The 20982-nt window shown below is 68.9% G+C and carries 20 protein-coding genes and 1 pseudogene; 9 read left to right on the top strand and 12 right to left on the bottom strand.

The features are described 5' to 3' along the window. Positions 1-1483 precede the first annotated feature (1483 nt). The 8 genes from GA0074692_RS33685 to GA0074692_RS00270 all read right to left on the bottom strand — a co-directional run bounded on the left by GA0074692_RS33685 (position 1484) and on the right by GA0074692_RS00270 (position 7594). Positions 1484-1717: a hypothetical protein gene (locus GA0074692_RS33685; protein WP_141725094.1), complete on the bottom strand. Its 234-nt coding sequence runs from the start codon at positions 1715-1717 to the stop codon at positions 1484-1486. Between the two features lie 243 nt (positions 1718-1960). After that, a complete protein-coding gene (locus GA0074692_RS34460; RefSeq protein ID WP_176738234.1) occupies positions 1961-2254 on the bottom strand; it encodes a hypothetical protein in 294 nt (97 codons plus the stop codon). Between the two features lie 1123 nt (positions 2255-3377). Further along, positions 3378-3611 (bottom strand): hypothetical protein, encoded by a 234-nt coding sequence (locus tag GA0074692_RS33695; protein ID WP_141725095.1) that lies wholly within the window; start codon positions 3609-3611, stop codon positions 3378-3380. 146 nt (positions 3612-3757) lie between these two features. Further along, entirely contained in the window at positions 3758-4162 is a 405-nt protein-coding gene (locus GA0074692_RS35535; RefSeq protein WP_245730039.1) for a hypothetical protein, read from the bottom strand. A gap of 1061 nt (positions 4163-5223) precedes the next feature. Continuing rightward, positions 5224-5457 carry a hypothetical protein gene (locus GA0074692_RS00250; RefSeq protein ID WP_176738235.1) on the bottom strand — a complete coding sequence of 78 codons (234 nt, stop codon included), beginning with the start codon at positions 5455-5457 and terminating at the stop codon, positions 5224-5226. Between the two features lie 89 nt (positions 5458-5546). Beyond that, positions 5547-6281: a GGDEF domain-containing protein gene (locus GA0074692_RS00255; protein WP_176738236.1), complete on the bottom strand. Its 735-nt coding sequence runs from the start codon at positions 6279-6281 to the stop codon at positions 5547-5549. Between the two features lie 837 nt (positions 6282-7118). Beyond that, a complete protein-coding gene (locus GA0074692_RS00265) occupies positions 7119-7385 on the bottom strand; it encodes a hypothetical protein (protein WP_091638492.1) in 267 nt (88 codons plus the stop codon). After that, positions 7382-7594, bottom strand: a complete 213-nt coding sequence (locus tag GA0074692_RS00270) for a helix-turn-helix domain-containing protein (protein ID WP_176738223.1) — start codon at positions 7592-7594, stop codon at positions 7382-7384. The genes GA0074692_RS00265 and GA0074692_RS00270 overlap by 4 nt, the downstream gene beginning before the upstream one ends. Before the next feature lie 118 nt (positions 7595-7712). Here GA0074692_RS00270 and GA0074692_RS00275 point away from each other — a divergent pair, with 118 nt between their 5' ends. Beyond that, positions 7713-8162 (top strand): helix-turn-helix domain-containing protein, encoded by a 450-nt coding sequence (locus tag GA0074692_RS00275; protein ID WP_091638494.1) that lies wholly within the window; start codon positions 7713-7715, stop codon positions 8160-8162. On the opposite strand, the gene GA0074692_RS00280 is transcribed toward GA0074692_RS00275, so the two are convergent. Beyond that, positions 8159-9496 carry a site-specific integrase gene (locus GA0074692_RS00280; RefSeq protein WP_091638495.1) on the bottom strand — a complete coding sequence of 446 codons (1338 nt, stop codon included), beginning with the start codon at positions 9494-9496 and terminating at the stop codon, positions 8159-8161. The genes GA0074692_RS00275 and GA0074692_RS00280 overlap by 4 nt on opposite strands. Positions 9497-9906: 410 nt before the next feature. On the opposite strand from GA0074692_RS00280, the pseudogene GA0074692_RS34465 reads away from it, so the two are divergent. Together GA0074692_RS34465 and argS are read left to right on the top strand one after the other, a co-directional pair. Then, positions 9907-10050 (top strand): annotated as a pseudogene (locus tag GA0074692_RS34465) (glutamate--tRNA ligase); the annotation flags it as partial. A 123-nt stretch (positions 10051-10173) separates the two neighbouring features. Beyond that, on the top strand, positions 10174-11892 hold the full coding sequence (argS, locus tag GA0074692_RS00285; protein ID WP_091638503.1) for an arginine--tRNA ligase: 1719 nt from the start codon (positions 10174-10176) through the stop codon (positions 11890-11892). 10 nt (positions 11893-11902) lie between these two features. Here argS and GA0074692_RS00290 read toward each other — a convergent pair whose 3' ends face one another. Continuing rightward, positions 11903-12466: a hypothetical protein gene (locus GA0074692_RS00290; protein WP_091638504.1), complete on the bottom strand. Its 564-nt coding sequence runs from the start codon at positions 12464-12466 to the stop codon at positions 11903-11905. Between the two features lie 169 nt (positions 12467-12635). On the opposite strand from GA0074692_RS00290, the gene GA0074692_RS00295 reads away from it, so the two are divergent. The 3 genes from GA0074692_RS00295 to GA0074692_RS00300 all read left to right on the top strand — a co-directional run bounded on the left by GA0074692_RS00295 (position 12636) and on the right by GA0074692_RS00300 (position 15198). After that, positions 12636-13367, top strand: coding sequence for a DUF7873 family protein (locus GA0074692_RS00295; RefSeq protein WP_091638505.1), 732 nt, complete (start codon positions 12636-12638; stop codon positions 13365-13367). 558 nt (positions 13368-13925) lie between these two features. Next, complete coding sequence (locus tag GA0074692_RS36805; RefSeq protein ID WP_176738237.1) at positions 13926-14444, top strand: SMI1/KNR4 family protein; 519 nt, start codon at positions 13926-13928, stop codon at positions 14442-14444. Positions 14445-14622: 178 nt separating this feature from the next. Continuing rightward, positions 14623-15198, top strand: coding sequence for an SMI1/KNR4 family protein (locus tag GA0074692_RS00300; protein ID WP_091638506.1), 576 nt, complete (start codon positions 14623-14625; stop codon positions 15196-15198). Positions 15199-15753: 555 nt separating this feature from the next. Here GA0074692_RS00300 and GA0074692_RS00305 read toward each other — a convergent pair. Further along, the gene (locus GA0074692_RS00305) at positions 15754-16008 is read right to left on the bottom strand and encodes a hypothetical protein (RefSeq protein WP_091638507.1); all 255 of its coding nucleotides are present in this window, start codon (positions 16006-16008) and stop codon (positions 15754-15756) included. Between the two features lie 557 nt (positions 16009-16565). On the opposite strand from GA0074692_RS00305, the gene GA0074692_RS00310 reads away from it, so the two are divergent. Then, the gene (locus GA0074692_RS00310) at positions 16566-16775 is read left to right on the top strand and encodes a hypothetical protein (RefSeq protein WP_176738238.1); all 210 of its coding nucleotides are present in this window, start codon (positions 16566-16568) and stop codon (positions 16773-16775) included. 102 nt (positions 16776-16877) lie between these two features. Here GA0074692_RS00310 and GA0074692_RS00315 read toward each other — a convergent pair whose 3' ends face one another. Beyond that, complete coding sequence (locus GA0074692_RS00315) at positions 16878-19091, bottom strand: MMPL family transporter (protein WP_176738239.1); 2214 nt, start codon at positions 19089-19091, stop codon at positions 16878-16880. A gap of 434 nt (positions 19092-19525) precedes the next feature. Between GA0074692_RS00315 and GA0074692_RS00320 the strand changes: the two genes are divergently transcribed. Together GA0074692_RS00320 and GA0074692_RS00325 are read left to right on the top strand one after the other, a co-directional pair. Beyond that, positions 19526-19810 (top strand): acyl carrier protein, encoded by a 285-nt coding sequence (locus tag GA0074692_RS00320; protein ID WP_091638510.1) that lies wholly within the window; start codon positions 19526-19528, stop codon positions 19808-19810. Next, the gene (locus tag GA0074692_RS00325; protein WP_091638511.1) at positions 19807-20979 is read left to right on the top strand and encodes an acyl-CoA dehydrogenase family protein; all 1173 of its coding nucleotides are present in this window, start codon (positions 19807-19809) and stop codon (positions 20977-20979) included. The genes GA0074692_RS00320 and GA0074692_RS00325 overlap by 4 nt, the downstream gene beginning before the upstream one ends. Positions 20980-20982 lie beyond the last annotated feature (3 nt).

Consider the following 20982-nt stretch of genomic DNA (forward strand, 5'->3'; position numbering starts at 1 on the left):
ACTCGTCGGCACGCTCGGCACGGGCGACGAGCACCGCGCGGGCCGTCGTGTCCGGCAGGCCGGCCTTTGTGCGCAGCATGGGTGCCTCGTCGAGGGCCCACTGCACGGCCTGGTAGCTCACCCGGTGCTCCTGATCTGCTGGTACTAGTCGGTCGGGGTGGCGGTCCGGGCCCCGGGGAGGTGAGGCCCGGACCGTACGGTCAGCGGGGCTCGGCGTCCGGCCAGCAGGCGTCCTCGGTGCACGCCTGGGCGCCGCGGTGGTCCGCCCACGCGGCGGAGAGCAGCGAGCACTCGTCGTCGTCCTGGGCGCACGCGGCCACCGGGACGGAGGACCTCTGTTCCTTGCCGAAGACGAACTTCCCGTTGGGCCGCTGGACGTACGTCGGCCGGTGGGCGACGGAGCCAGCACGAAGGCAGCCGGACGGCGACGGACGACCCGCCGTTGGTCAGCTCACGGGGCAGGCGGGGCATGGTCGTGGTGGTCACGATGGTTCTCCTCGTCTGGTCGTGCCGGGTGGCCATGGCGACGAGCAGGACCCGGCGGCGGTAGGCGGTGTGCTCTGGGTGCTCCCGGGCGATCTCCTCCGGCCGCGGCCACCGTTCGGCGATGACGGCCTGGAGCAGCTCGGCCCGGTTCATCAGCCGGTCCGGATGGAGGCGCGGCGGCGGGCCGCTGGCGGGTGACGGTGCGCGTCGTGACGCCGAGCCGCTTAGCGATCCCGGGCGGACTCGCCGCGTGCGGTGAGTCGGTCGATCGCGGCGTGAATCTCCGGCAGGGTCATCTGCGCGGTCGCGGACCGTCGACGCCCGGTCCACGACGACTCGTCGAAGCCGTGTCTGGGTGCGCGCTGGTTGCTGATGGACCTCGGATGTAGCGCGGCTCAGGTAGCCGCGATGGTTGGCGCTTGGCGGCGGCGATGGCCTCGGGGCAGCAGCAGCGCTGGTGGCGGCGTGCGCTGGCGGTGCGTGCCTGCGGGCCGGACAGTCCGGTGTGGCGGTCACTGGTCTCCTCCGATCCTGCGTAGCTGTTCGGCTTGGGCGGCATCGCGGTCGGCCTCGAGGGGGCGACGGGCCTGGTCGTGCACCCGTTGGCTCGGGGAGACGGCACCGGTGGCAGCAGCCGGGCGTCTGGTCGGACTCCTGGTAGGGTGCGGTCGGGGCGGCGGATCGTGCGATCGTGCGGCGGCTCACGGACACCAGCCCGGACGGTGATGTCACGGTGACCGGGTCAGCGGCGCATCGTGGTCGCCGTACGGCCGGTGTACGGCACGCAGGCCCGGCAGGCGTACGATCGTAGGCGGTGAGCACCTCGGTCCGGGCACGGTTGCGGCGCGGCGCCGGCCGTGAAGGTGGCGCACGTGGTGCAGTGCGGCAGCCTCCAGGACTTCTCGCCCACTTCAGGCAGCGCGGTGGCAGGCCGGACGTGCCCGCAGGTGACATGAGCTCGAGGGCGTGGGAGTGCCATCACGCACGCCCGGATCGGTCAGCTCGTCGGCCAGCTCCCGGCGGAGCGCTCCAGGTGGTGGATCTCGTCGCGCAGGGCCGGGATGTCGTCGGCGCAGAGCCGGGCGTAGAGGTTGACCGTCCAGGCTCGGAGTCGCGGGCCTCGACGTAGGCGGTGTACCGCTCGCCGATGCGTCGAGGTCGGCCGGAGGCGAGGCGGCCGGCGGGGCCGGCGTGGTGCCGGCCCGGGGAACAGCGGAATGACCTCAGCCACCGGACACCACGCCGGCCGCACTGCGGAGACTCACCAGACGGCAGATCCGCTCCGTCAGGTCATCTGGCCCTGGTTGTAGCGGTCCACGCCTCGCGCGCTCCGTGTGCGTGGTGCGGGCGTCCATCAACTGGCCGCCGCCACCTCACGCGGGTTGCGCGGGTCGTAGGAGTAGTCTGCCAGTCCGCCAGATCTGCTGGTGTGCCCGCACAGGCCGGCGGGGTCCGGCGGCTGAAGCGCGCGTACTCACCACGGGACGCTCCGGCGGCAGCGGGGCGGCCAGGTGGCGCGGATGGCCGGGTTACACAGGAAGCAGTTGCAGCGCGACTTCTGGTCGGCCGCAGCCCGCTCCTGCTCCCGCTCGACGATCCGGGCAGGCAGGCATGCACAGGTCGCCGTGCATCGGCTCCAGGCCGCAGCGATCTGCTCCTCGTCGGTCGCCCACTGGCAGCCGCGGGCACGGGCTGTTCTCGGTGCAGCCGCACCGGCGGCAATCACGATCTCGCGCCACCGGCGTCGATCGGGTCGGGCGTCCGGCATGATGCGGACTCCGGCCACGCGGGCCGCGGCACCGGCGCCGCACCGGCCGGGCCGGCGTACCGGTCGATCAGGCCAGCCGTACGGTCGAGCTGCCGCTGCGCCCGGGTCACCGCGACGTACGCAGCATCGCCTCGTCCTCGGCGATCCGGTGCGTCGTCCTCCTGCTGGCGGGCTCCGGGAAGTCGTCGGCGATCAGCACCGACCCCACTCCGCCCTTGCCTTGTGCGCGGTGCTGACCACACGTCCGCGCGGTCCTCATCCACCAGGGCGTCACACACCGGATCACCTCGCGGGTGCCGTGCTTGTCGATCAGCCGCACGAACACCGCAGGTCGGACCCGCTCGCGTCGTGCTCGACGTACTCCTGGACTCCGCCAGCTCTGGAAGGCGAACAGTTCGGGTGATCCGTCGGGAGCTTGGCCTGCAACGCTGGGCGGCTCGCATCCGCCGGATGTCGGTGCCGCACCGACGAGCGCGACCCGGCGGCCCTGGTCGATGGCGTCCATGACCCGCAGGACCGCCCGCGTTGGACCGGCACAGGATCGCGTCCGGCTCGTCAACGGGCCGACCGGACGGGATCCGGTCGTACCCGGTCAGCCGCAGCGGCGTTTCCAGCAGGGACAGCCACTTGTTCGCCTCCGCGGCGACCGCCGGCCCGAACCGGAAGGACTGGCTGAGCTGGAAGCGGCGGCCGTCGAAGCTGGCCATGGCGTCGGTCGCGCCCGCCAGCCGTAGATGGCCTGCGCGCGGTCGCCACGAGGATCCGCTGCGCCGGCTGCCGCGACACCAGGCCGGCGACGGCCGGGTTGGAGTCCTGCGCCTCGTCCAACAGCACGTAGTCGGCGTGGATCACCGGTCGGCAAGGATCCACATCTTCAGGTACATGTCGTGGGTGAAGCGCAGCCGGCCGTCGAGCTGGGTGAGGTCGGTGTCCCACGCCTTCTGCGCGATGGGGATCAGTACTTCGCCAGCTCTGCCTGCCGGCCGGTCGAGGCCGTTGACCAGCGCACGTGCATCCGCTGGACCTCGCGGTCGTCGGAGTAGCAGAACGCTGCACCGTCTCCCCGACGAGGCGGGCGAGCTGCTGAGGGGCGAGCATCGTCTCGCCGAGCTTCACGGCTCGTTCAGGCCGAGGATGATCGGGCCTGCCGAGCCGGAATGCGGGGCCCGTTGAGCCGTGGGCGTACTGCCGGCAACCGCCCGTACGCGAAGGAGTGCGCCGTCTTGCAGGTGACGCTGCTCGGGAACTCCTTGGCCGCGTCGGTGGCGATGCTCTTGTTGTAGGCCAGGTAGGCGCCACGCCGGTTCGCCCGGTCGCGGCCAGCATCTTCAGGGTGGACGTCTTGCCGGTGCGGCACCGGCCTCGATGGTCAGGTCGTCGCCGGTGCGGGCGGCCTCGATGATCGCGGCCTGCTCGTCCGTGGGGGTATGGCTCATCCGGCCATCTCCATCTCGCGCTGCGCGGGCGGGGTCTGCTGGGCGATGAACGACTCGGTCCGCTCGATCACCCGGCCACCTCGTCGTCCGTGAGGTCGTTGGTGCTGCCGACCGGCCGGTTGGCGATGTCGCTGACGTACGCCAGGCGCTCGTCCCGGTCGGTGATGTCGGCTGGCCGAGGAGGGCGAACATCTTCCGGCGCTGCGGGTCGTTGCCCGGGTTCTTCGCCGGCGGGAACAACTCGTTCTTCCGGGCCTTCCACGGCCTGGATGTGCTCGGCCTCGGCGGGCTGATCCGGCCCTCGTTGACGCTCGCGGCGGCCCGCACACCCGCGGAGCCCGGTCTCGTCGCTGGCCTGCGCAGGTCGTGAAGCAGACCGGTGGCGGCCGCGAGAGGGCAGCGGGCGCCGGAGGTCGGCCGGTTTGGCGGCGGCCGGAACGGGACGGTCGTCGTCCGGCTCGGCCGGCTGCATGCGACCAGGTCCGGACGTGCGCCTCGGCGGCGCGCATTGCAGCGTGTCGAAGAAGATGTTCTCGACCGTCCAGTTCCGCGCCAGCTCGATCGGTCGTCGTAGCCGGGCGGATACCGACGTGCACCGACGGACCGATCACCGTGCCGGCTTCGACCGGTCCAGCCGATCCAGCACGACACGTCGAAGCCGAGCGTCTTGTGGCTCGACCGGTACTCGCGCTGACGCTCGATCGGCTTGCCGGCGTCGTCGAGGCGGCTACCTCCTTGCCGCGGGCCGTCAGCAGGACGATGCCGGGAAGGTCATCAGGGTGGTCATCAGCTTGCGGTGGCGCACCGGCCTCGTTCACAGGTCATCGAGATTCTTCGGCTCTTCGTCCGGGCCGAGGGGCTTCGCGTTGTACTTCCGGACTTGACCTCGTGGCGGCGGCGGGCCTTGTCGGAGGCCCAGTCCTTGAGCAGGTCCCATCGGCGTCATCGAGTCGATGACAGCACCACCGGCGGTTCACGGCGGCGGCCGCGCGGGCGGCCTCGGCCTTGACGGCGTCGACAGCGCCCTGGATCTGCGCCCAGGTGCGTTGTGCTCGACGACAGGTAGTTCGCGCCGGGATGGCGCGTACTCGTCGCGGCTCCTCGCGAGGTCGATCCAGTACATCTGGCCGATCGCGGGAGGTGGAGAACTGGGCGCAGGCCCAGGACTTGCCGGACTTCTCGCGCCCTCGATGAGGATGAGCGGCCACGGGACACGGCCGTCGGCGGCGGGTCTTCAGGGTGTCATGCGCTGGGTCCTTCGGTACGCGCGGTCTGGATGTCGTCGAGGCGGAGCCGGCCGTGCGGTCGTCCGGGCCGGCCGGGAGCTGCCGGGTGGCCCACAGCCGGGGGCGAGGGCCTGCCGGTCGGCCGGGTGCAGGGGCGACCAGTCGCCGGGCACGGGCCGGTCGATGAGGTGCGCTCGCCGCGCCGGCCGTGGCTGGCCCGGTGGCGGCCGATGTAGCCGTCGGGGGCCGGCCCACGGTGGGGGCCGGCACGACGGTGGGCTGCTGCTGGGTGGGGCGTCGAGGTGGATCACCGGGGTCCGTCCTCTCGGTGGGTGTTGGCGTAGGTCTCGATGGCCGCGATGTCGTCGGGGGTGAGCAGGGCGGCGGCGGTGCTCCGGATGGCGGCCCGACGCAGGGCCACCACCTCGGCCCGCAGCTCGCGGTTCTCGGCTGCGCGTCGCGGCGGTCCCGGTCGGCGGCCAGAGCAGACCGGCGAGCACGGCGACGACGACCAGGGCACAGCCAGGGCGACGGCCATCACGCGGCGGCCCTCCAGCGAGGTACGCCTCCGGGGCCGGGTACCAGCCGAGCGACACCCCGACCCAGTACGCGCACTCCTCGTCGTGCAGGTCACCGGCGATGTGCCCGCACGGCAGGGCGTCCACGGTGATCAGGCGGTCGGCTGGGTGGGCTCGTCGTCGTCCCGCCGGGCCGGCTGGGTCGGGGCCGGCATGGGCCGGGCCGGTCCGGGCGGCATCGGCTGCTCGCCCGGCCATGCGGCGGCCACGTCCCGAACCCGACGGCGGCCCGTGCCAGCCGGCACCGTGGCGTCCAGCTCCGGGTACCACGTCTGCCGCAGGCCCGACCGGTTCGCTTCGCGTCGTACATCGCCACGTCGACCCGGCGCAGCGTCTCCGCCAGATCGGCCAGCGCGGTGGTGACACCGACCGTGCCGGTGACCGTGATCTGCCCGGTGGGCAGGTCCACCGGCCACGACGTCACCAGGTCGGCCAGCATGTCCGGTGCGGCGAGCAGCAGCAGCTCGTCGCCGCCGAGCCGGACCGCCGTGCCGTACAGGCGCAGCCCGGCGGCGACCGCGACCAGGGCGGCGTCTCCGGCGGCGTGGCCGAGGGTGTCGTTGATGTCCTTGAAGTGGTCGAGATCGACCAGGGCGACGGCGAGGCCGGCGGGCCGTTCGGCCGGCCAGGTCTCCTCGAGCCAGCGCCGGTTGTACAGGCCGGTGAGCGGGTCGGTGGTGGCCTGCCAGGTGCGCTCGGCGAGCCGCTGCTCGAGGTGCGCCTCGCGGATCTCCAGGTAGGCGATGCGGGCCTGGAGGGCGTCGACGTCGATGGTGGGGGCGGTCACCGGCACCGCCCTGCGTGGCCTCGAGCGCGGCGCGCAGCTTCGCGTTCTCCGCCTCCAGCTCGACGCGCGACCGGAGCTTCTCCTGCCGCGTCGGCGGGTTCGGCATCCGCGCCGCCGCCGCCACCCGAACCTTGCCGAGCGTCGCCTTCATCTTCCGCTCGGTGCTCCGGTTGTTCCCCCGCCCCTCGGTCTGGGTCAGGGCCGTCGTGCCGAAAGCGGCGGCGAGGGCGTCCACGACCGGCACCGCGCGGTCCGCGTCGGACTCGACGTAGCTGGTGTAGATGCCCAGGTAGGGGCCGAAGACCGGCGGCGTGTCCGTGCCGGCGAGGGCGGCGGCCCGTTCGGCGATCGTGCGCAGGTCGGCGGCGAGGGACAGCCACCAGTCGGCCTTGATGCAGTCGGCGCAGTGCAGGCCGCCCGGCTCCGGGGTTCCGGTGCACCCGTGTCCCGGGGTGAGCAGGTTCAGGCAGGCCGGCTGAACGCTGTCCGGGGCGAGCCCGGCACCGGTCACCGCGCCCACCACCTGGCCGAGGTCCAGGCCGGACAGGGTCACCGTGTGCTGTCCGTCCGGGTAGACGACCGCGCTGGCCTCCCGACCCGACGGGTGGATCAGGCCGTAGACGGTGGCGTCGTCGGCGATCTCGTAGCTGTGGTCCGCCTTCCAGCCGGCGGCGAACAGCTTGCGGAGCAGGGCGATGGCGGGGGTCAGGTCGGGGGTGGTGTCCGGCTCGGCCGGGATGATCGTCGGGATAGGCTGGTCGTGCATCTGGACATCTCCTCTTCAGGGATCCGTGTTGTCCGGGTGTCGAGCCCTCTGCCGTTGCCGCGGCCGGGGGCTCAGCTCGTCTTGGTGCGGGGCCGGCGGCGGGCGACCCGCTCCGCCGTCCCAGCGAGGTCCTGCTCGCGCTGGCTCGCCGTCGCGCTCGTGACCGTTGCGCCCTGGAGTAGCTCCAAGACCTGCTCGCCGGTGAGGTAGCGCTGCTTGCCGATCTTGATGTGGGTGAACGCCCGCTTCCGGGCCTTCCGCTGGAGACCGATCAGCGACAGCCGATACCGCTCCGCGACCTCCTCCAGCAGGTGGAGCTCGGGCAGTGCCTGGGTCATCCCGTCCTCTCTTCCGCCTTGACGGTGTGGGCCTCGAGGTAGGCGGTGAGGCTGGAGAGCGGGATGCGGATCGAGCCGTTTGGGCCGTCGGCCTTGATCGCTGTGAGCGCGCCGGCCTTGATGTACCGGCCGATGCTCCAGCGGGAGACCCGCAAGCTCTTCGCGACCTCGTCGACGGTCAGGTACTGCTCCGTCGTCTCCACCCGCACCCTCACCACCTTGCATCGAATCGTAGCGTGTCCGTGCGATTCAAGACGTTAGACGACACGGCAAGACGATGCAAGACGCTACGGTGCAAGTTGCAGTGACGGGCCTCTAGCAGCGCCTATGAGCTGGGGCTATGTCCGGATCGTGCGGACGTGCTACAACCTGCACATGAGCGAACGGGGTGTTGCCTACGCCTTCTGGCTGCGAGTGCGGTCCGAGCAGGCCACGCGCGGCTGGACGGACGACGAGCTGAAAGAACGCTCGGGCATCGCCCGTACCACCATCGACCGCCTCGCCAAGGGCAAGCGGCCACCGCTTGCCCGGGTCGTTAACTCCCTCGCCAAGGCGCTCGACATCGACAACGACGAGGCGCACCGGCTCGCCGGCCGACTACCCGGAGAACCGGACCAGGCCGAGGGCGAGCCGTCCCCGGCGGAACGCCGGATCAGCGCCCGCGAAGCCGTCCTGAACGACCCAGACCTCAACGACCAGCAGAGGGCGGTCATCCTCGGCGTGATCGACCTGATCACCGGAGGCGGCGGCGAGGATCAGGGGCGCCAGGCGTCCTAATCCGGTCGCGCCGACTTACGAGCGTCCGCCACCGCGTCCACCGCAGCGTCGATCGCCTGCGGCATCAGGTCCCCGTAGATCTCGCTCGTCGTGGCGAGCTGCTGGTGACCAAGCAGCCGCGAGATGGCCAGGGGAGTCATCCGGGGGTCGCTGAAGAGCCAGCTCGCGTACGTGTGCCGTAGGTCGTGCCACGACGGCGCGGAGTGCAGCACGGTGGGACAGTCGCAGTCCGACACCGATCCGACCCGGGGGCCGTAGTGCGCCGCGCACCGCGTCGTGTCGTCGACAACCCGGGCGCCACACGGCTGCCCCGCCCACGTCGTACCGCCGTAGTCTCGGCACCGACCGCGCGCGCCCTCCAGGCGCTCACCCTCGCCGGTCGGTGGGTGAGTGGGGCAGAGACGGGCCCGGAGAAGGGCCGGCTTCCACGCCTGGTCGTACATCCGGTCGTAGTCCAGGGCACCCTTGTCATCCCGGAAGATAAGCGTCTCTGGCGGCTGCCCCTCGACGAGTTTGGTGAGTGTGCGGTAGAGGTCGTCGCCGATTGGAAGAACTCGCTTGGCCCGGCCCTTCGTCGTGCCCAAGTACCGCTTGCCGCTTGCCTCCTTCCACGCCCGCCAGACCCTCAACCTCGGCCCCGAGGAATCAGTGGCCGGCACGAGGTGCATTGCGGCCAAGGCGGTCACTTCCGACCAGCGGAGCCCGGTTTCGACGATGCAATCCAGCAGCGAATGCCACTGCTTGGCAAACTGGGCACGCAGCAGCTCGAACTGCTGCGGCGTCAGGTAGACCGCGTGGTGCTCACCGGTGTCGTCGTCGGCCCGTTGATCCCGGATGAAGTCTGTGCCGTGGCACGGGTTCACGCTGATGTGCCCGTGGCGCATGGCAGCGGTGAGCGCGGTGTGCAGCAGCGAGTAGTAGCGGGTCACCGTCTTCTGGCTCATCCCGCTGGCGCGTAGTTCGTTTAGCCAGGTGCCGATAGCGACCGACGTGAGCTGAGGCAGGGGAGTGTCGCCGAAGGCGGGGTATATTCTGTCGCGGAGCTGTTGTTCGTACCGCTCTCGCGTTCCAGGTGAGATGCGAGTCTTCGACGGTAGCCATTCCTCGCACCACTGTTTCAGAGTGATGCCATCATCGGCAGGGGAATTGGAATCCCCCGTGGGAATGCCCATATCCGTGTACACGCGGTCGGCGGTGATGCGCCCTCGGTGGCCCTCGACGATCGATTTCGCCTCGTTGGCGTATTCCTCGGCAGGCCACGAGGTGTACTGCTTCTGGCCGTCGTACCGCCAGACGACCCGCCAGGAGTCCCCTCGTCGCTCGATGCTCGCCATGGGGACAGATCATCGTCCCCATGGGGACACGGATCAAGCCTTACGGGTCCACTTGGGGTCGACAGAGTCACGGAACGCACAACATGAACCCGGACAATCTGTGTCACCGCAGCTCAGTATGGGGGTAGCCGATCGGCTCATAATCCCTCGGTCACGGGTTCGAGTCCCGTCCGCCCCACCAGCCCAGAGGCCACGTGTGATCTTGGTCTTCCCCTGCTGACGCCAGGAAACCACCCGCCGGCACTTCCTGCGCCACCTGCGCGCCGCCAGCCGGGTGGGGGAGAGCACGCCGGCGGCCCTCGCCCGTACCCGTCATGATCATCTTGATCTAGCAGTCCTTGCATCCCGGAAGCTCCGACCCGGATATTGGTCGGGCTGGGCGGAGGTGGTTCGGTAGCCTGTTGTCCGTGCGGAGGTTCAAGCTCGGTAAGGTGCCGGTGCGGGTCGCAGTGACCGGCCGCACTGTCGGGCTGCCGCTGTTCGAGTCGATCGAGATCCTCGGACGTGAGCGAACCTTGGCTCGCCTGCGAGCCACACTCGACCGCCTCAGCTGACCCCTTCGCGTCCGGCGGATCGATCCGCCGGTAACTGGTCGTCGATCGATCCGCTCCCTGAACGATTCCGGAAGATCCGCCTCCCTGCCCGAGGCGGATCGGAGCGAGATTGGCGTACCTTTCATGGATCTTGAAAAGCTGCTGGCCGACCGGCTGGCGCAGGCGTTCTCCGTCGTGGCCGGCGGGCCGGTCGATCCGGTCGTGCGGCGGTCGCAGCACGCGGACTACCAGTCCGATGCCGCCCTGTCCCTGGCACGTCGGCTCGGCCGCCCGCCCCGGGAGATCGCCACCGAGGTCCTCGGTCAGGCAGAGCTGGCGGACCTCTGCTCGGCTGTGGAGGTGTCCGGTCCGGGGTTCATCAACCTGACGGTCGCCGACCCGGCTCTCGGCGCGCTGCTGTCGAGGATGGCCGTCGACACCCGGCTCGGCGTCGCGGTGAGCGCCGCTGCCGAGACGGTGGTCATCGACTACTCGGCGCCGAACGTGGCCAAGGAGATGCACGTGGGGCACCTCCGGTCGACCGTCATCGGTGACGCCGCCGTACGGCTGCTGGAGTGGCTCGGACACCGGGTGATCAAGGCCAACCACCTGGGCGACTGGGGCACCCCCTTCGGGATGCTCATCGAGCACCTGCTCGACCTGGGCGAGTCGGAGGCCGCCCACGAACTGTCCGTCGGCGACTTGGACTCGTTCTACAAGGCGGCCAGGGTCAAGTTCGACACCGACGACGCCTTCAAGGAGCGGGCCAGGCGGCGGGTGGTCGCCCTGCAGAGCGGCGACGAGCTGACCCTACGGCTGTGGCGGCTGCTGGTGGCCGAGTCGGAGGAGTACTTCCTCACCGTCTACGACCAGCTCGGCGTCCTGCTCACCGAGGAGGACTTCCACGGCGAGAGCTACTACAACGACATGCTCGCTCCGGTGACCGACGAACTGGACCGGCTCGGGCTGCTGCGGGACAGCGGCGACGCCGCCTGCGTCTTCCCCGAGGGCTTCACGGGGCGCGACGGGCAGCCGTTGCCGATCATCGTGCGTAAGCGCGACGGCGGATACGGCTACGGCGCCACCGACCTCGCGGCGATCCGGCACCGGACCCGGGATCTTGGCGCGACCCGACTGCTCTACGTCGTGGGGCTGCCGCAGCGGCAGCACTTCGAGATGGTGTACGCGGTCGCCCGGCAGGCCGGATGGCTGACCCCGCCAGCGAAGGCCGAACACATCGGCTTCGGCTCGATCCTCGGCTCCGACGGCAAGATGCTGCGCAGCCGGGCCGGTGGCTCGATCAAACTTGTCGGACTGCTCGACGAGGCCGTGACCAGGGCCGCCGAACTGGCCCGGCAGAAGAACCCCGACCTCCCCGAAGCCACCGTCGCCGACGTTGCCCGCGCGGTCGGCATCGGCGCCATCAAGTACGCCGACCTGTCCACCGACCGGATCAAGGACTATGTCTTCGACTGGCAACGGATGCTCGCCCTCGACGGCAACACCGCTCCGTACCTGCAGTACGCCCACGCCCGGATCCGGTCCATCTTCCGTCGCGCCGGGATCGAGCAGTTCACCGCGACCCCGATCTCGATCGTGCACCCAGCCGAACACGCCCTCGCCCTCGAACTGGCCGCGTTCGGCACCGTCGTCACCGGCGTCGAGCAGAACCTGGAGTTCCACCGGCTCGCCGGCTACCTGCACACCCTCGCCGCCACCTTCAGCGGCTTCTACGAACACTGCCCGGTCCTGCGCGCCGAGGGCGAGGTGCGGGACAGCCGGCTGGCGCTGTGCGACCTCACCGCCCGAGTCCTGCACCAGGGCCTGTACCTGCTGGGCATCGCCGCCCCGGACCGCATGTAGCCATCGAAGCTCAGGACGCTGGCTTAGGCCCGTGGTTACCGTCGTAGTCGCCCAGATTCACGGACGACAACCGGCCGTCCCAGCTGTCCCAGTACGCCTGCTTCTTCGAGCCCCAGTAGTAGTTGCGGTATCCCAGCAGTTCGCCAAAGCCCTCATGGCGTTCGACGCTGTCGGGTGTCCCGAACGCGGTAAGGAACTGCTCGTACGACCGCAGCGAACTGAAGTAGGCCAGCGCGCCCCGCTCCGCGCCGTACAACGCGAAGCCGACCACCCTTCCACCCGCGATCTTGTAGCTGACTTTGTCAGCAGTGTGCAGCATGCCGTGATCGTCGATGACGCTGGCGACTACCTCGTCGAGAGTGAGCCGCTGGCCGTCTGCGCCGTAGTATTCGGCTTCGATGCCGGTGCCGCTCTTCCCCCTGTGAACGATCGGGGAGAGGGTGACCTGTTCGATCCGCTCTCGGTCGATGGAGTCAGCTGCGTTCGATCCGTAGCGAATCCCGGCGAGGGTCAGCGTCCGGAGATCAAGGACGGGCTGGGCAAGGACATCGAGGCTGTCCAGGATCTCGATCACCGGACCAAGATAGCGATGGCATACAGCCGAGACTGCCCGCAACGTCGCTGGAGGGACGCTGCCCGAGCCGCTGTCCGCTGTCCGCCGGTCGGCAGTTGCGCGGCGAAACCCGGTCGTCTGCCGTGGACGCTCGCTGGTAGCGTCCTGGCCGTCTGAAGGGAAGATCGGCATGGCCAAGCTCAACCAGATCATCGCGGTCACCAAGGGCGTGAAGGCCCAGACCACCCGGGAGTTCGTCGACGCCCAGCGCAACATCCAGAAGGCGCCGATGCTGTCCGGCATCTCCCGCAGCTACCAGCCGAAGGACGAGGAGGGTGAGCAGCTTCCGCCGGAGTCCACCCGGGTCCAGGTGTCGGCCACCGACGTGATCGGCGACGTGTCCAAGTCGCTGACCCGGCTCTTCGACCTCGTCCTCACCCAGGACGTCGCGAACACCCGGGCCAAGGCCGACGTGGTGGTGGACGGCCGGACGATCCTCGCCGACGTGCCGGTCACGTACCTGCTCTTCCTCGAGAAGCAGCTTGTCGACCTGTACGCCTTCGTCGACAAGCTGCCCGTGCTGGACCCGGCCGAGACCTGGACGTTCAACGACGCCGCCGGGGCGTACGCCTCCGACCCGGTGAAGACGGTGCGCAGCCGCAAGGTGATGCGCAACCACGTCAAGGCCGAGGCGACCGAGAAGCACCCCGCCCAGGTGGAGGTGTACACCGAGGACGTCCCGGTCGGCTATTGGACGACCGTGAAGCTCTCCGGCGCCCTGCCCGCCACCCGGGTCAAGGAGTTGCGCGAGCGGGTGGCCAAGCTCCAGCAGGCCGTCAAGTTCGCCCGCGAGCAGGCCAACATGACCGAGGTGGAGGACCAGAAGGCCGGTGAGCGGGTGTTCGGCTACCTGTTCGGGTAGCCTCGAAGACTCCCTCCGTGGGAGCGCGGAGGGACGCGCGAGAGCGCGAAGAAGCTGAGACTGAAACGTCAGACTGAGCGGGACGTGTCCAGTGCAGGTTCGACTCCTGCCCCCGGCTCCCGAGCCGGGGTAGCCCAATTGGTAGAGGCAGGCCGCCCCTTCAAGTTCAGACTCTCGCTCCAGACTCAGCATTACCGCCGATCGTCGGATGGAGCAGCCGTGGTTGGGCTCGTTCAGTGCAGGTTCGAATCCTGCCCGCGCCTCTCAGCATGGCGCGGTAGCCCAATGGTAGAGGCGACGAACGTTTAGATTGATTCCACGGCTTTAAACGCGTCCGACGTGCGACTTGGGCGGAAACCTGGAACCCCCGGCTTGGGTAGGCCGGGGGTTCCCCTTTCCCGGCCGCGCCTTCCCCTCCATCGCCGAAATTGCGGTATCCCCGTCACCCGGATGCCGCAATTTCGGCGGAACCGCTGGGTGGTGGTCCAGGTGACCGAAGCCGCGCCGCCTGCCAGACACCATATCCAACCCGGCTGGACTTTTTGGGCACGGTGAATGATGTTCAACGCTGAGTCGTTTCGTCAGGTGGTGGCACAACCTAGTCGCGCAGCAACAGCGGTGGACTGGGGTGTAATCGAGTCTCGAATGGGGGTTTCGCTCCCGTCGGACTATAAGTGGTTGGTCGAAAATTACGGCCCCGGCTCATTCGGGGGATTCTTCTATGTCTTCTGCCCCCATTCCTCTCGTAAGGGAGTGGACTTGGAATGCCAGTATGGGCGCACTAATTGGGCGCTGGAATACTTGACTGAGAGGGGGTGCTCGCTTCCGAGGCGGCCTGCTGAATTGTTATCCTTTGGTCGCTCTGAGAACGGTGATGTGGCCTATTGGGTGATGGGGCGGCGCGATGAGCCGGATCGGTGGAGCGTTGCGTTGGGGGAGCCTCGCGGTCCGCTCTGGGAAGAGTATGACGGCGGGATGGTGGAATGGCTGGAGGCCGTTCTTTCTCGTCGTGTTCGAATGAACATATTCCCTAAGGACTTTCCTCGGCGGGTAGTTTGCTTTAATCCACTCACCTAATGGATATCCACGATAGCGTGGGGTCAAGGTGGGTTGCGTGCCATCTGACCGGGGGTCACGCTATCGCCCTAGTGCGACATCTAACCTTCTTAGCTGCCGGAGGGATGCCTTGAAAGTGGAGGTGCTTCCTTGGCTGATGGTCGGAAGGAATAATGTCTGGCGTTGGAGATGAGGACTGGTGACCAAGTCTCAAGAGCTGCTGGCGGTTATCCCGCCGCCAATAGGCCGCTCTTCCCGCTTCGACCTCTGGAGCGAGCTTGAGCGCCGGCTGGGATTCGCCGTGCCGCAGGACTACACGTGGCTCGTCGACGCCTACGGCCCGGGCTGCTTCGATGGTTTCTTGCACGTGCTGCAGCCCAAGTCCCGATTCGAGCCAATCCGCATAGGCTCCTTTGGGGAAAAGTACCGCGAGCGGATCAAGGCTCAGATCGAAACGGGAAGGACGATTCGGCACGCTCCTGAACAGCTGCAGCCAGTTGCTCGGACTGAGGACGGCGACGTCATCTCGTGGGTAATGATGCCAGCCGAACACTCGGCCTCTTGGGGTCTAACGATTAACAATCCGAGCCGATCGGAGTGGTTGAGCTTCGAGGGCGGGATTGCATCATTTCTCCATGCAGTCTTTGTCGATGGACTGCGAATGTCCTTCTTTCCCGAAGGCTTTCCTTCGAGCAGTCCGGCGTTTGAGATCTATCCCTCGGTTGATGGCGAGTGCGACGAGTCGGGTCTCCGGACCGTTCGCTCAGTTCGTTGAGGAGTCCGCGTATGGACGCTAGTGGGGCCTTGGAGGTCCAGGAGATTCTAGAGGTGCTTCAGGGCGTACCGTGTGCATTGTTCGCTGTATGGCGGGCGTTGTCAGGCCGGAGGACCGTGTCGGGACGGGCTCGACGACTATTGAGTGCCTAGCGGCGGATGTTCCGGCCCGTATTTCGGCGATTTGGTTTTCCGTGAGGCGTGCAGTGTTATTGAATCCTCCGATGTCTGCGAAGGTGAAAATGGTTGGTGATGTCGGGGGTGATGTGTGTGTCGGCCAACGGTTGTATACTTTCGAACCCCATCCGCAAATGGGACCGCAACCGGATTTTTGATTTCTGGTTGATGGCCATGGGTGTCTATGGGGTGCGTGGTCGGGGCTTGGCGGTCTACTGCCCGCCAGTCGCGCTGTCCGGGTAAGTCTGGTCCCGCCACCACGTCGAGGTCCATCCGATGGAGGCTCTGCCGCCTGCGCAGTCGCAGCCCATCCGTGCTCCGTGCCGTTTGCTTGTAAGGGTCGGTGGGGTCCCGCAGCGGGCACCCTGGGTCGTCCGAGTTAGTCGGCCTCGACTCCGCCGGCTCGCAGGATCTGCCGAACCCGCTCGCGGGTGTATCCAGTCGCCCGCACGATGTCGACCTGGCGCATGCCGTTCCGGGCCGCCGCGACGATCGCATCGGCGAGACGTGCCCGGGCCGTGACCACGTCGGTCTTCGCGGCGGCGACGATCCGGTCGGCTTCCGCCTGCGCGTCGGTGACTGCTGCCCGCGCGTCCTCGTATGCCCTGACCGCTGCTGTCAGGTCGTCTGCCACCCCCCGATCGTTCCACCATCGATCTTGGCCAAATCCATCCGCTAGACGGTTGGCCAAATCATGCTGACTTTATTTGGCTTACTGCGTAAGCGTGTATTTGGCTTTGATGGTGCTCCAGGTTGGCATTCCGCAGAGTCCGGGCATGCCGGGGACGTCTGGCGAGGAGGCATGGTGATCACGGGATTCGTTCCAGGCAGCACCACCGACGGGCGGTGACAGGGTTGCCGATCCTGCCGCCGTTGCCCGGCTGTGGAGGGCCGGCCAGCGTTCGCCTGGAGATCTACAGCGAGGGCTCCCTCGACGGAACGGCCTACGCGTGTCAGCACCATGCCCCGTCCATGATCGCCGTGATGGGTGGTGGGGGATGGTCGGCGCACCCGGTGGTGCTGGCCCCCAACATCGAGCGGCCATGTGGCCACGTCTACCGCTACGCCACCGGCAGCCTCGCCGTCCGAAGCCCCGCTGACCATCCGTCATGGTGTGGCCGTGATGGCTGTCGGGAGCGCAGGCAGCACCGCTCCCGGCGATTGCCTGTCGATACCGGGCGACCCGAGGTGGTGCGGGCCGACGTCGCACTGGTCGCGGGGGACGTACCGGGGATGGCCGTGGCACCCATGGTGACGATGCGGGTCAGCGAGGACGACGGGTGCCAGGAGATCGTTCTTTCCACGGTGCAGGCGGCGGTCCTCGCTCACCGGCTTCGGCAGCTACTCGACCTCACCGGGGTGCGCCACCGGAACGGGCGTTGGCGTTTCCCGCCGCGCTGAGATGCCCGTCGCCGGTAGTCCTGGCGGTGGGCCAGAACTACCGGCGACGGGCGAACAGTGGTGAAGCGAGGTTGGTCGGGACTCAGTCCCGGCGGGAGTCGGTCAGGTGGCCGGCACCGGCTCCGCGTCGGGGCTGCGCTCGCCGCCGGTGGCGCGCTGCGCTGCGCGGCCCCAGACGCGCGGGCCGATCAGGTTCAGCGCGGCCGGCATGACCAGCAGCCGGATGACCACCGCGTCCAGGATGACCGCGATGCCCAGGCCCAGGCCGAGCTGCTGGACCACGCTGACCTTCGCCACCAGGAACGAGGCGAAGACCGCCACCATGATCAGGGCGGCGCCGTTCACCAGGCCGGCGGTGTCGCGCAACCCGCCGGTGACCGCCGCGTGGTGGTCGCCGTGCTCGACGTAGTGTTCCCGCATCCGGGAGATCATGATGACCATGTAGTCCATGCTCAGCCCGAACATGATGGCGAAGACCAGCGCCGGTGTGGTGCTGTCGATCCGCTGGTCGAGCCAGTTCTGGCTGATCGTGGTCAGCAGGCCGAGACTGGCCGCGACCACCAGCGCGTTGAGCGCCAGCGCCAGCAGCGGCAGCAGCCACGAGCGGAACGCGCGGGCCAGCAGGGCGATGGTGATCAGCGCGACCGCGATGAGGATGGCCGGCAGCGTGTTGATCAGGACCTCGTCGAAGTCGACGCCGGTGGCGGTCGCCCCGGTCACCTGGACGCGCACCCCGTCCGGGACGGCGCCGGGCAGTTCGTCGCGGAGGTCGTGGATCAGGTCGTGGGCGGCGTCGCTGTCCGGGTCGGAGCTGGGGATGACCACGACCCGGCTGACCCGGCGGTCGCCGTCGGCGCCCCAGAGTTGGTCGAAGCCGGCCTTCGCCTCGGGCGGCAGCGCCGCGGACTGGCCGTCGACGGCGGCGGTGACCGCCTCGGCGGGAAGCCCGATGCTGGTCACGTCGGTGACCGTGTCGATCCCCTGCTGCTCCCGGACCGTCTCGTTGACCTTGCGTACGGCGTCGAGCAGGGTGGCCGGCGACGTGCTCTCCGGCGCGCTCACCACGATCTGGACCGGGAAGAGGTTGCGGAACTCCAGCGCGGCCTGGAGCCGTTCGATGCCCTGCCGGGAGTCGGTCTCCTCGGGCAGGATGGTCGCGCTGGCCACCGGCGACTGGAGGCGGATGTCGCTCATCGGCCAGGCCATCACCCCGAAGATCGCCACCAGGACGGCGAGGGTCAGGGCGGGCTTGCGCTGGAGCCGGGTCAGCAGGCCGGGGCCGCTGCCCTGCGTGGTCCGGGCGGCGCGCGGCTTGAGCGACAGCCAGTTGATCCGTCGGCCCATCACGGTGAGCGCGGCCGGGAGCAGGGTCATGGACATGGCCAGGGCGACCAGGGTGACCACCACGCCCGCGATGGCCATGCTGCTGAACACCATGATCCGGGGGATGAAGAGGGCGAGCAGGGCCACCACCACGGCGAGGCCGCTGAAGAGCACCGCGTGCCCGGCGGTCCGCATCGCGGTGCGCAGCGCCGGCACGTACGTGTCGCCCGCCACCAGCTCGTCGCGGTACCGCTTGATGATGAAGAGCGAGTAGTCGACCGCGACGGCGATACCGATCAGCGACACCGCGTTGGTGTAGAGGGTGGAGAGGTCGGTCATGAAGGTGATCAGGTAGCCGATCGCGGAGGCGACCACGAGCGCGAGGCCGGCCACCACGATCGGTAGCAGCATCGCGCCGACCGAGCGGAACACCACCAGCAGTACGACGATCAGCAGCGGGAAGGCGATCATCTCGGCGGTGACTGCGTCCTTCTCGGACTGCACGCTGAGGTCGTAGTCGAGGGCCTGGGCGCCGGTGACGCGCACCTGGACGCCACGGTCCCGCATCGCCTCGGTCATCCGCTCACGCAGGCCGTCGATCTCGTGCTGGATGGTCGACTTGTCGATGCGGAAACCGAGCTGAAGGAACGTGGTGTGCCGGTCCGCCGAGAGCCACTTCGGGTCCTGCCGGTAGTCCTGCACCGAGGCCACGTGCGGGGTCTCCTCGGCCACCCGGGTCGCCTCGGCCAGGTCGGCGGTGACGTCGCCGTCCGGTTTGGTCAGTACGACCTGGAGGCTTTCCGGCGCCTCGTTGAAGCTGCGCTCGATGACCTTCTGTCCGGCGGCGGCCTCGCCCCGGGGGTTGTCGAAGCCACCGGCCTTCAGGGCGCCGGTGAGGGCGATCATCAGTGGTACGCAGATCGCGGCGAGCACGATCCAGATCGCGATGACGGTTTTCGGACGGGCTATGGAGAAACGGACGACGGCATTCACTGACGTTGCGCTCCCTGGTCCCTCTCGACGGGGCGACCGACCCACGCGACCGCCGCCCAGGAGGATCTCGTATCTGACTCGGGTTGTGGTGATGACTCGCTGAAGCCGAGAGCGTACAACTACTTTGGGTAACCGTCCACCCTGGACACGATGCACCCTGAGTGATTGTTGAGGAATCCTCGAGTGATCCTTGAGTGATTCGCGAGTGGACAGTCGAACCATTCAAGCCCGTTGGCGAGGCCAGCACGGCCGAGGTCGCCCGTCCGGGAGTGTGACGCCCAAGGGCGCTCCGCCCGCTGCGTCGACCTCCGCAGGCGTTCCCTGTTACGGATCGGAGATATCCACGTGCTCGGTAGCGACGCACACGTGGTCGGAAGATCTTGCCAGATTCAGGATCTTCGCTGCGACCTTATCACCTACGGCGGGGAGGGCCGATGATCAGCCTCGATGAACACGTGCGCACGCTCGTCGACGATCTGGTGGCCGTGAAGCCGACCCTGCGCCGCGAGGAGATCCGCGCGGAATCGTCGATCACCCGGGACCTCGGCTTCGACTCGTTGGACCTGGTCGAACTGGCCGCCCGCATCCGTGACGCGTACCCGGACTTCGACCTGCTGCGCTGGCTCGAGGACGCGATGTCCTCCGAGGTGGACAGCGTCGGATCGATGGCAGAGCTGCTGGCCCGCTCGCGTGCCGCGGCCGGGGAGGAGAAGCGATGAGCACGGCAGCCGTGACCCGTACCGACTACGTGGCCCTGGCCCACGAACTGGCGCCGACGTTCGCCGAGAACGCGGCCCAGCACGACCGGGACCTCAGCTTCCCGCACGAGAACATGGCCGAGCTGGTCCGCACCGGCTACACCGCGATGACCGTGCCGCCGGAGTTCGGCGGCGACGGCGCCAGCCTGGCCGAACTCTGCGAGGCGCAGCAGATTCTCGCCGGTGGCTGCGCGTCGACCGCCTTCGCGGTCAACATGCACGTCCACGGTCTGGCCATGATCGCCCGGCTCGGCGGGCCGAGCGCCGAGTGGGCCTGCCAGGCGGTGCGCGACGGCGCGGTGATCTCCGGCGGGTTCAGCGAGCCCGGTGTGGGCGGCAACTGGTGGCACCCGACCACCCGGGCCGAGGAGGTCGAGGGCGGCTTCGTCCTCAACGGCCGCAAGGGCTTCTTCACCGGCTTCCCGGGCGCGACGCACCTCTTCCTCTCCGCCGCCATCACCGACGACCGCGGCCTGCCCGAGCCGATGGCCTTCCTGATCCCCAAGCCGGAGCAGGGGGTCCGGGTCACCGCCGAGTGGGACGCGGCGGGCATGCGGGCCACCGGCAGCCACTCGCTGGCCCTGGAGGACCTCTTCATCGACGAGAAGTGGATGGTGGGGGAGCGGGGCAACCTGCCGCTGCTGTTCATGTCGGGCGTGCACTGGGCCTGGTGCAGCTTCGCGTCCTGCTTCGTCGGCATCGCCCGCGCGGCCCTCGACCACGTGGTGCGGACCCAGCGGCAGCGGGTGATCAGCGTGATCGGCAAGCCGAACGCGCACCTGCCCGGCATCCAGTTCAAGATCGCCGAAATGGCCGCCCGGGTCGCCGCCGCGCGGGCGCACCTGGAGGCCGCGATCCACGCCGAGCACGACGACGTCGACCCGCTGCGGCACTACATCGACATGAGCGTCATGAAGACCACCGTCACCCGCCTCGCGCACGAGGTGGTGACCATCGGCATGCAGGTGCAGGGCGGCTCCGGCCTGGCCACCAGCGACCCGCTCCAGCGGATGTACCGGGACGTCGTCGCCGGTCTGCTGGTGCCGCCGGCCACCGACGTCGTCCTGGAGTGGGCCGGCAAGTTGGCCCTGGACGTGCCGATCTTCGCCGAGCCGCGCTGGGTCGGGTGAGCC

This window comes from Micromonospora pallida (genome assembly GCF_900090325.1).
Lineage (GTDB): Bacteria > Actinomycetota > Actinomycetes > Mycobacteriales > Micromonosporaceae > Micromonospora > Micromonospora pallida.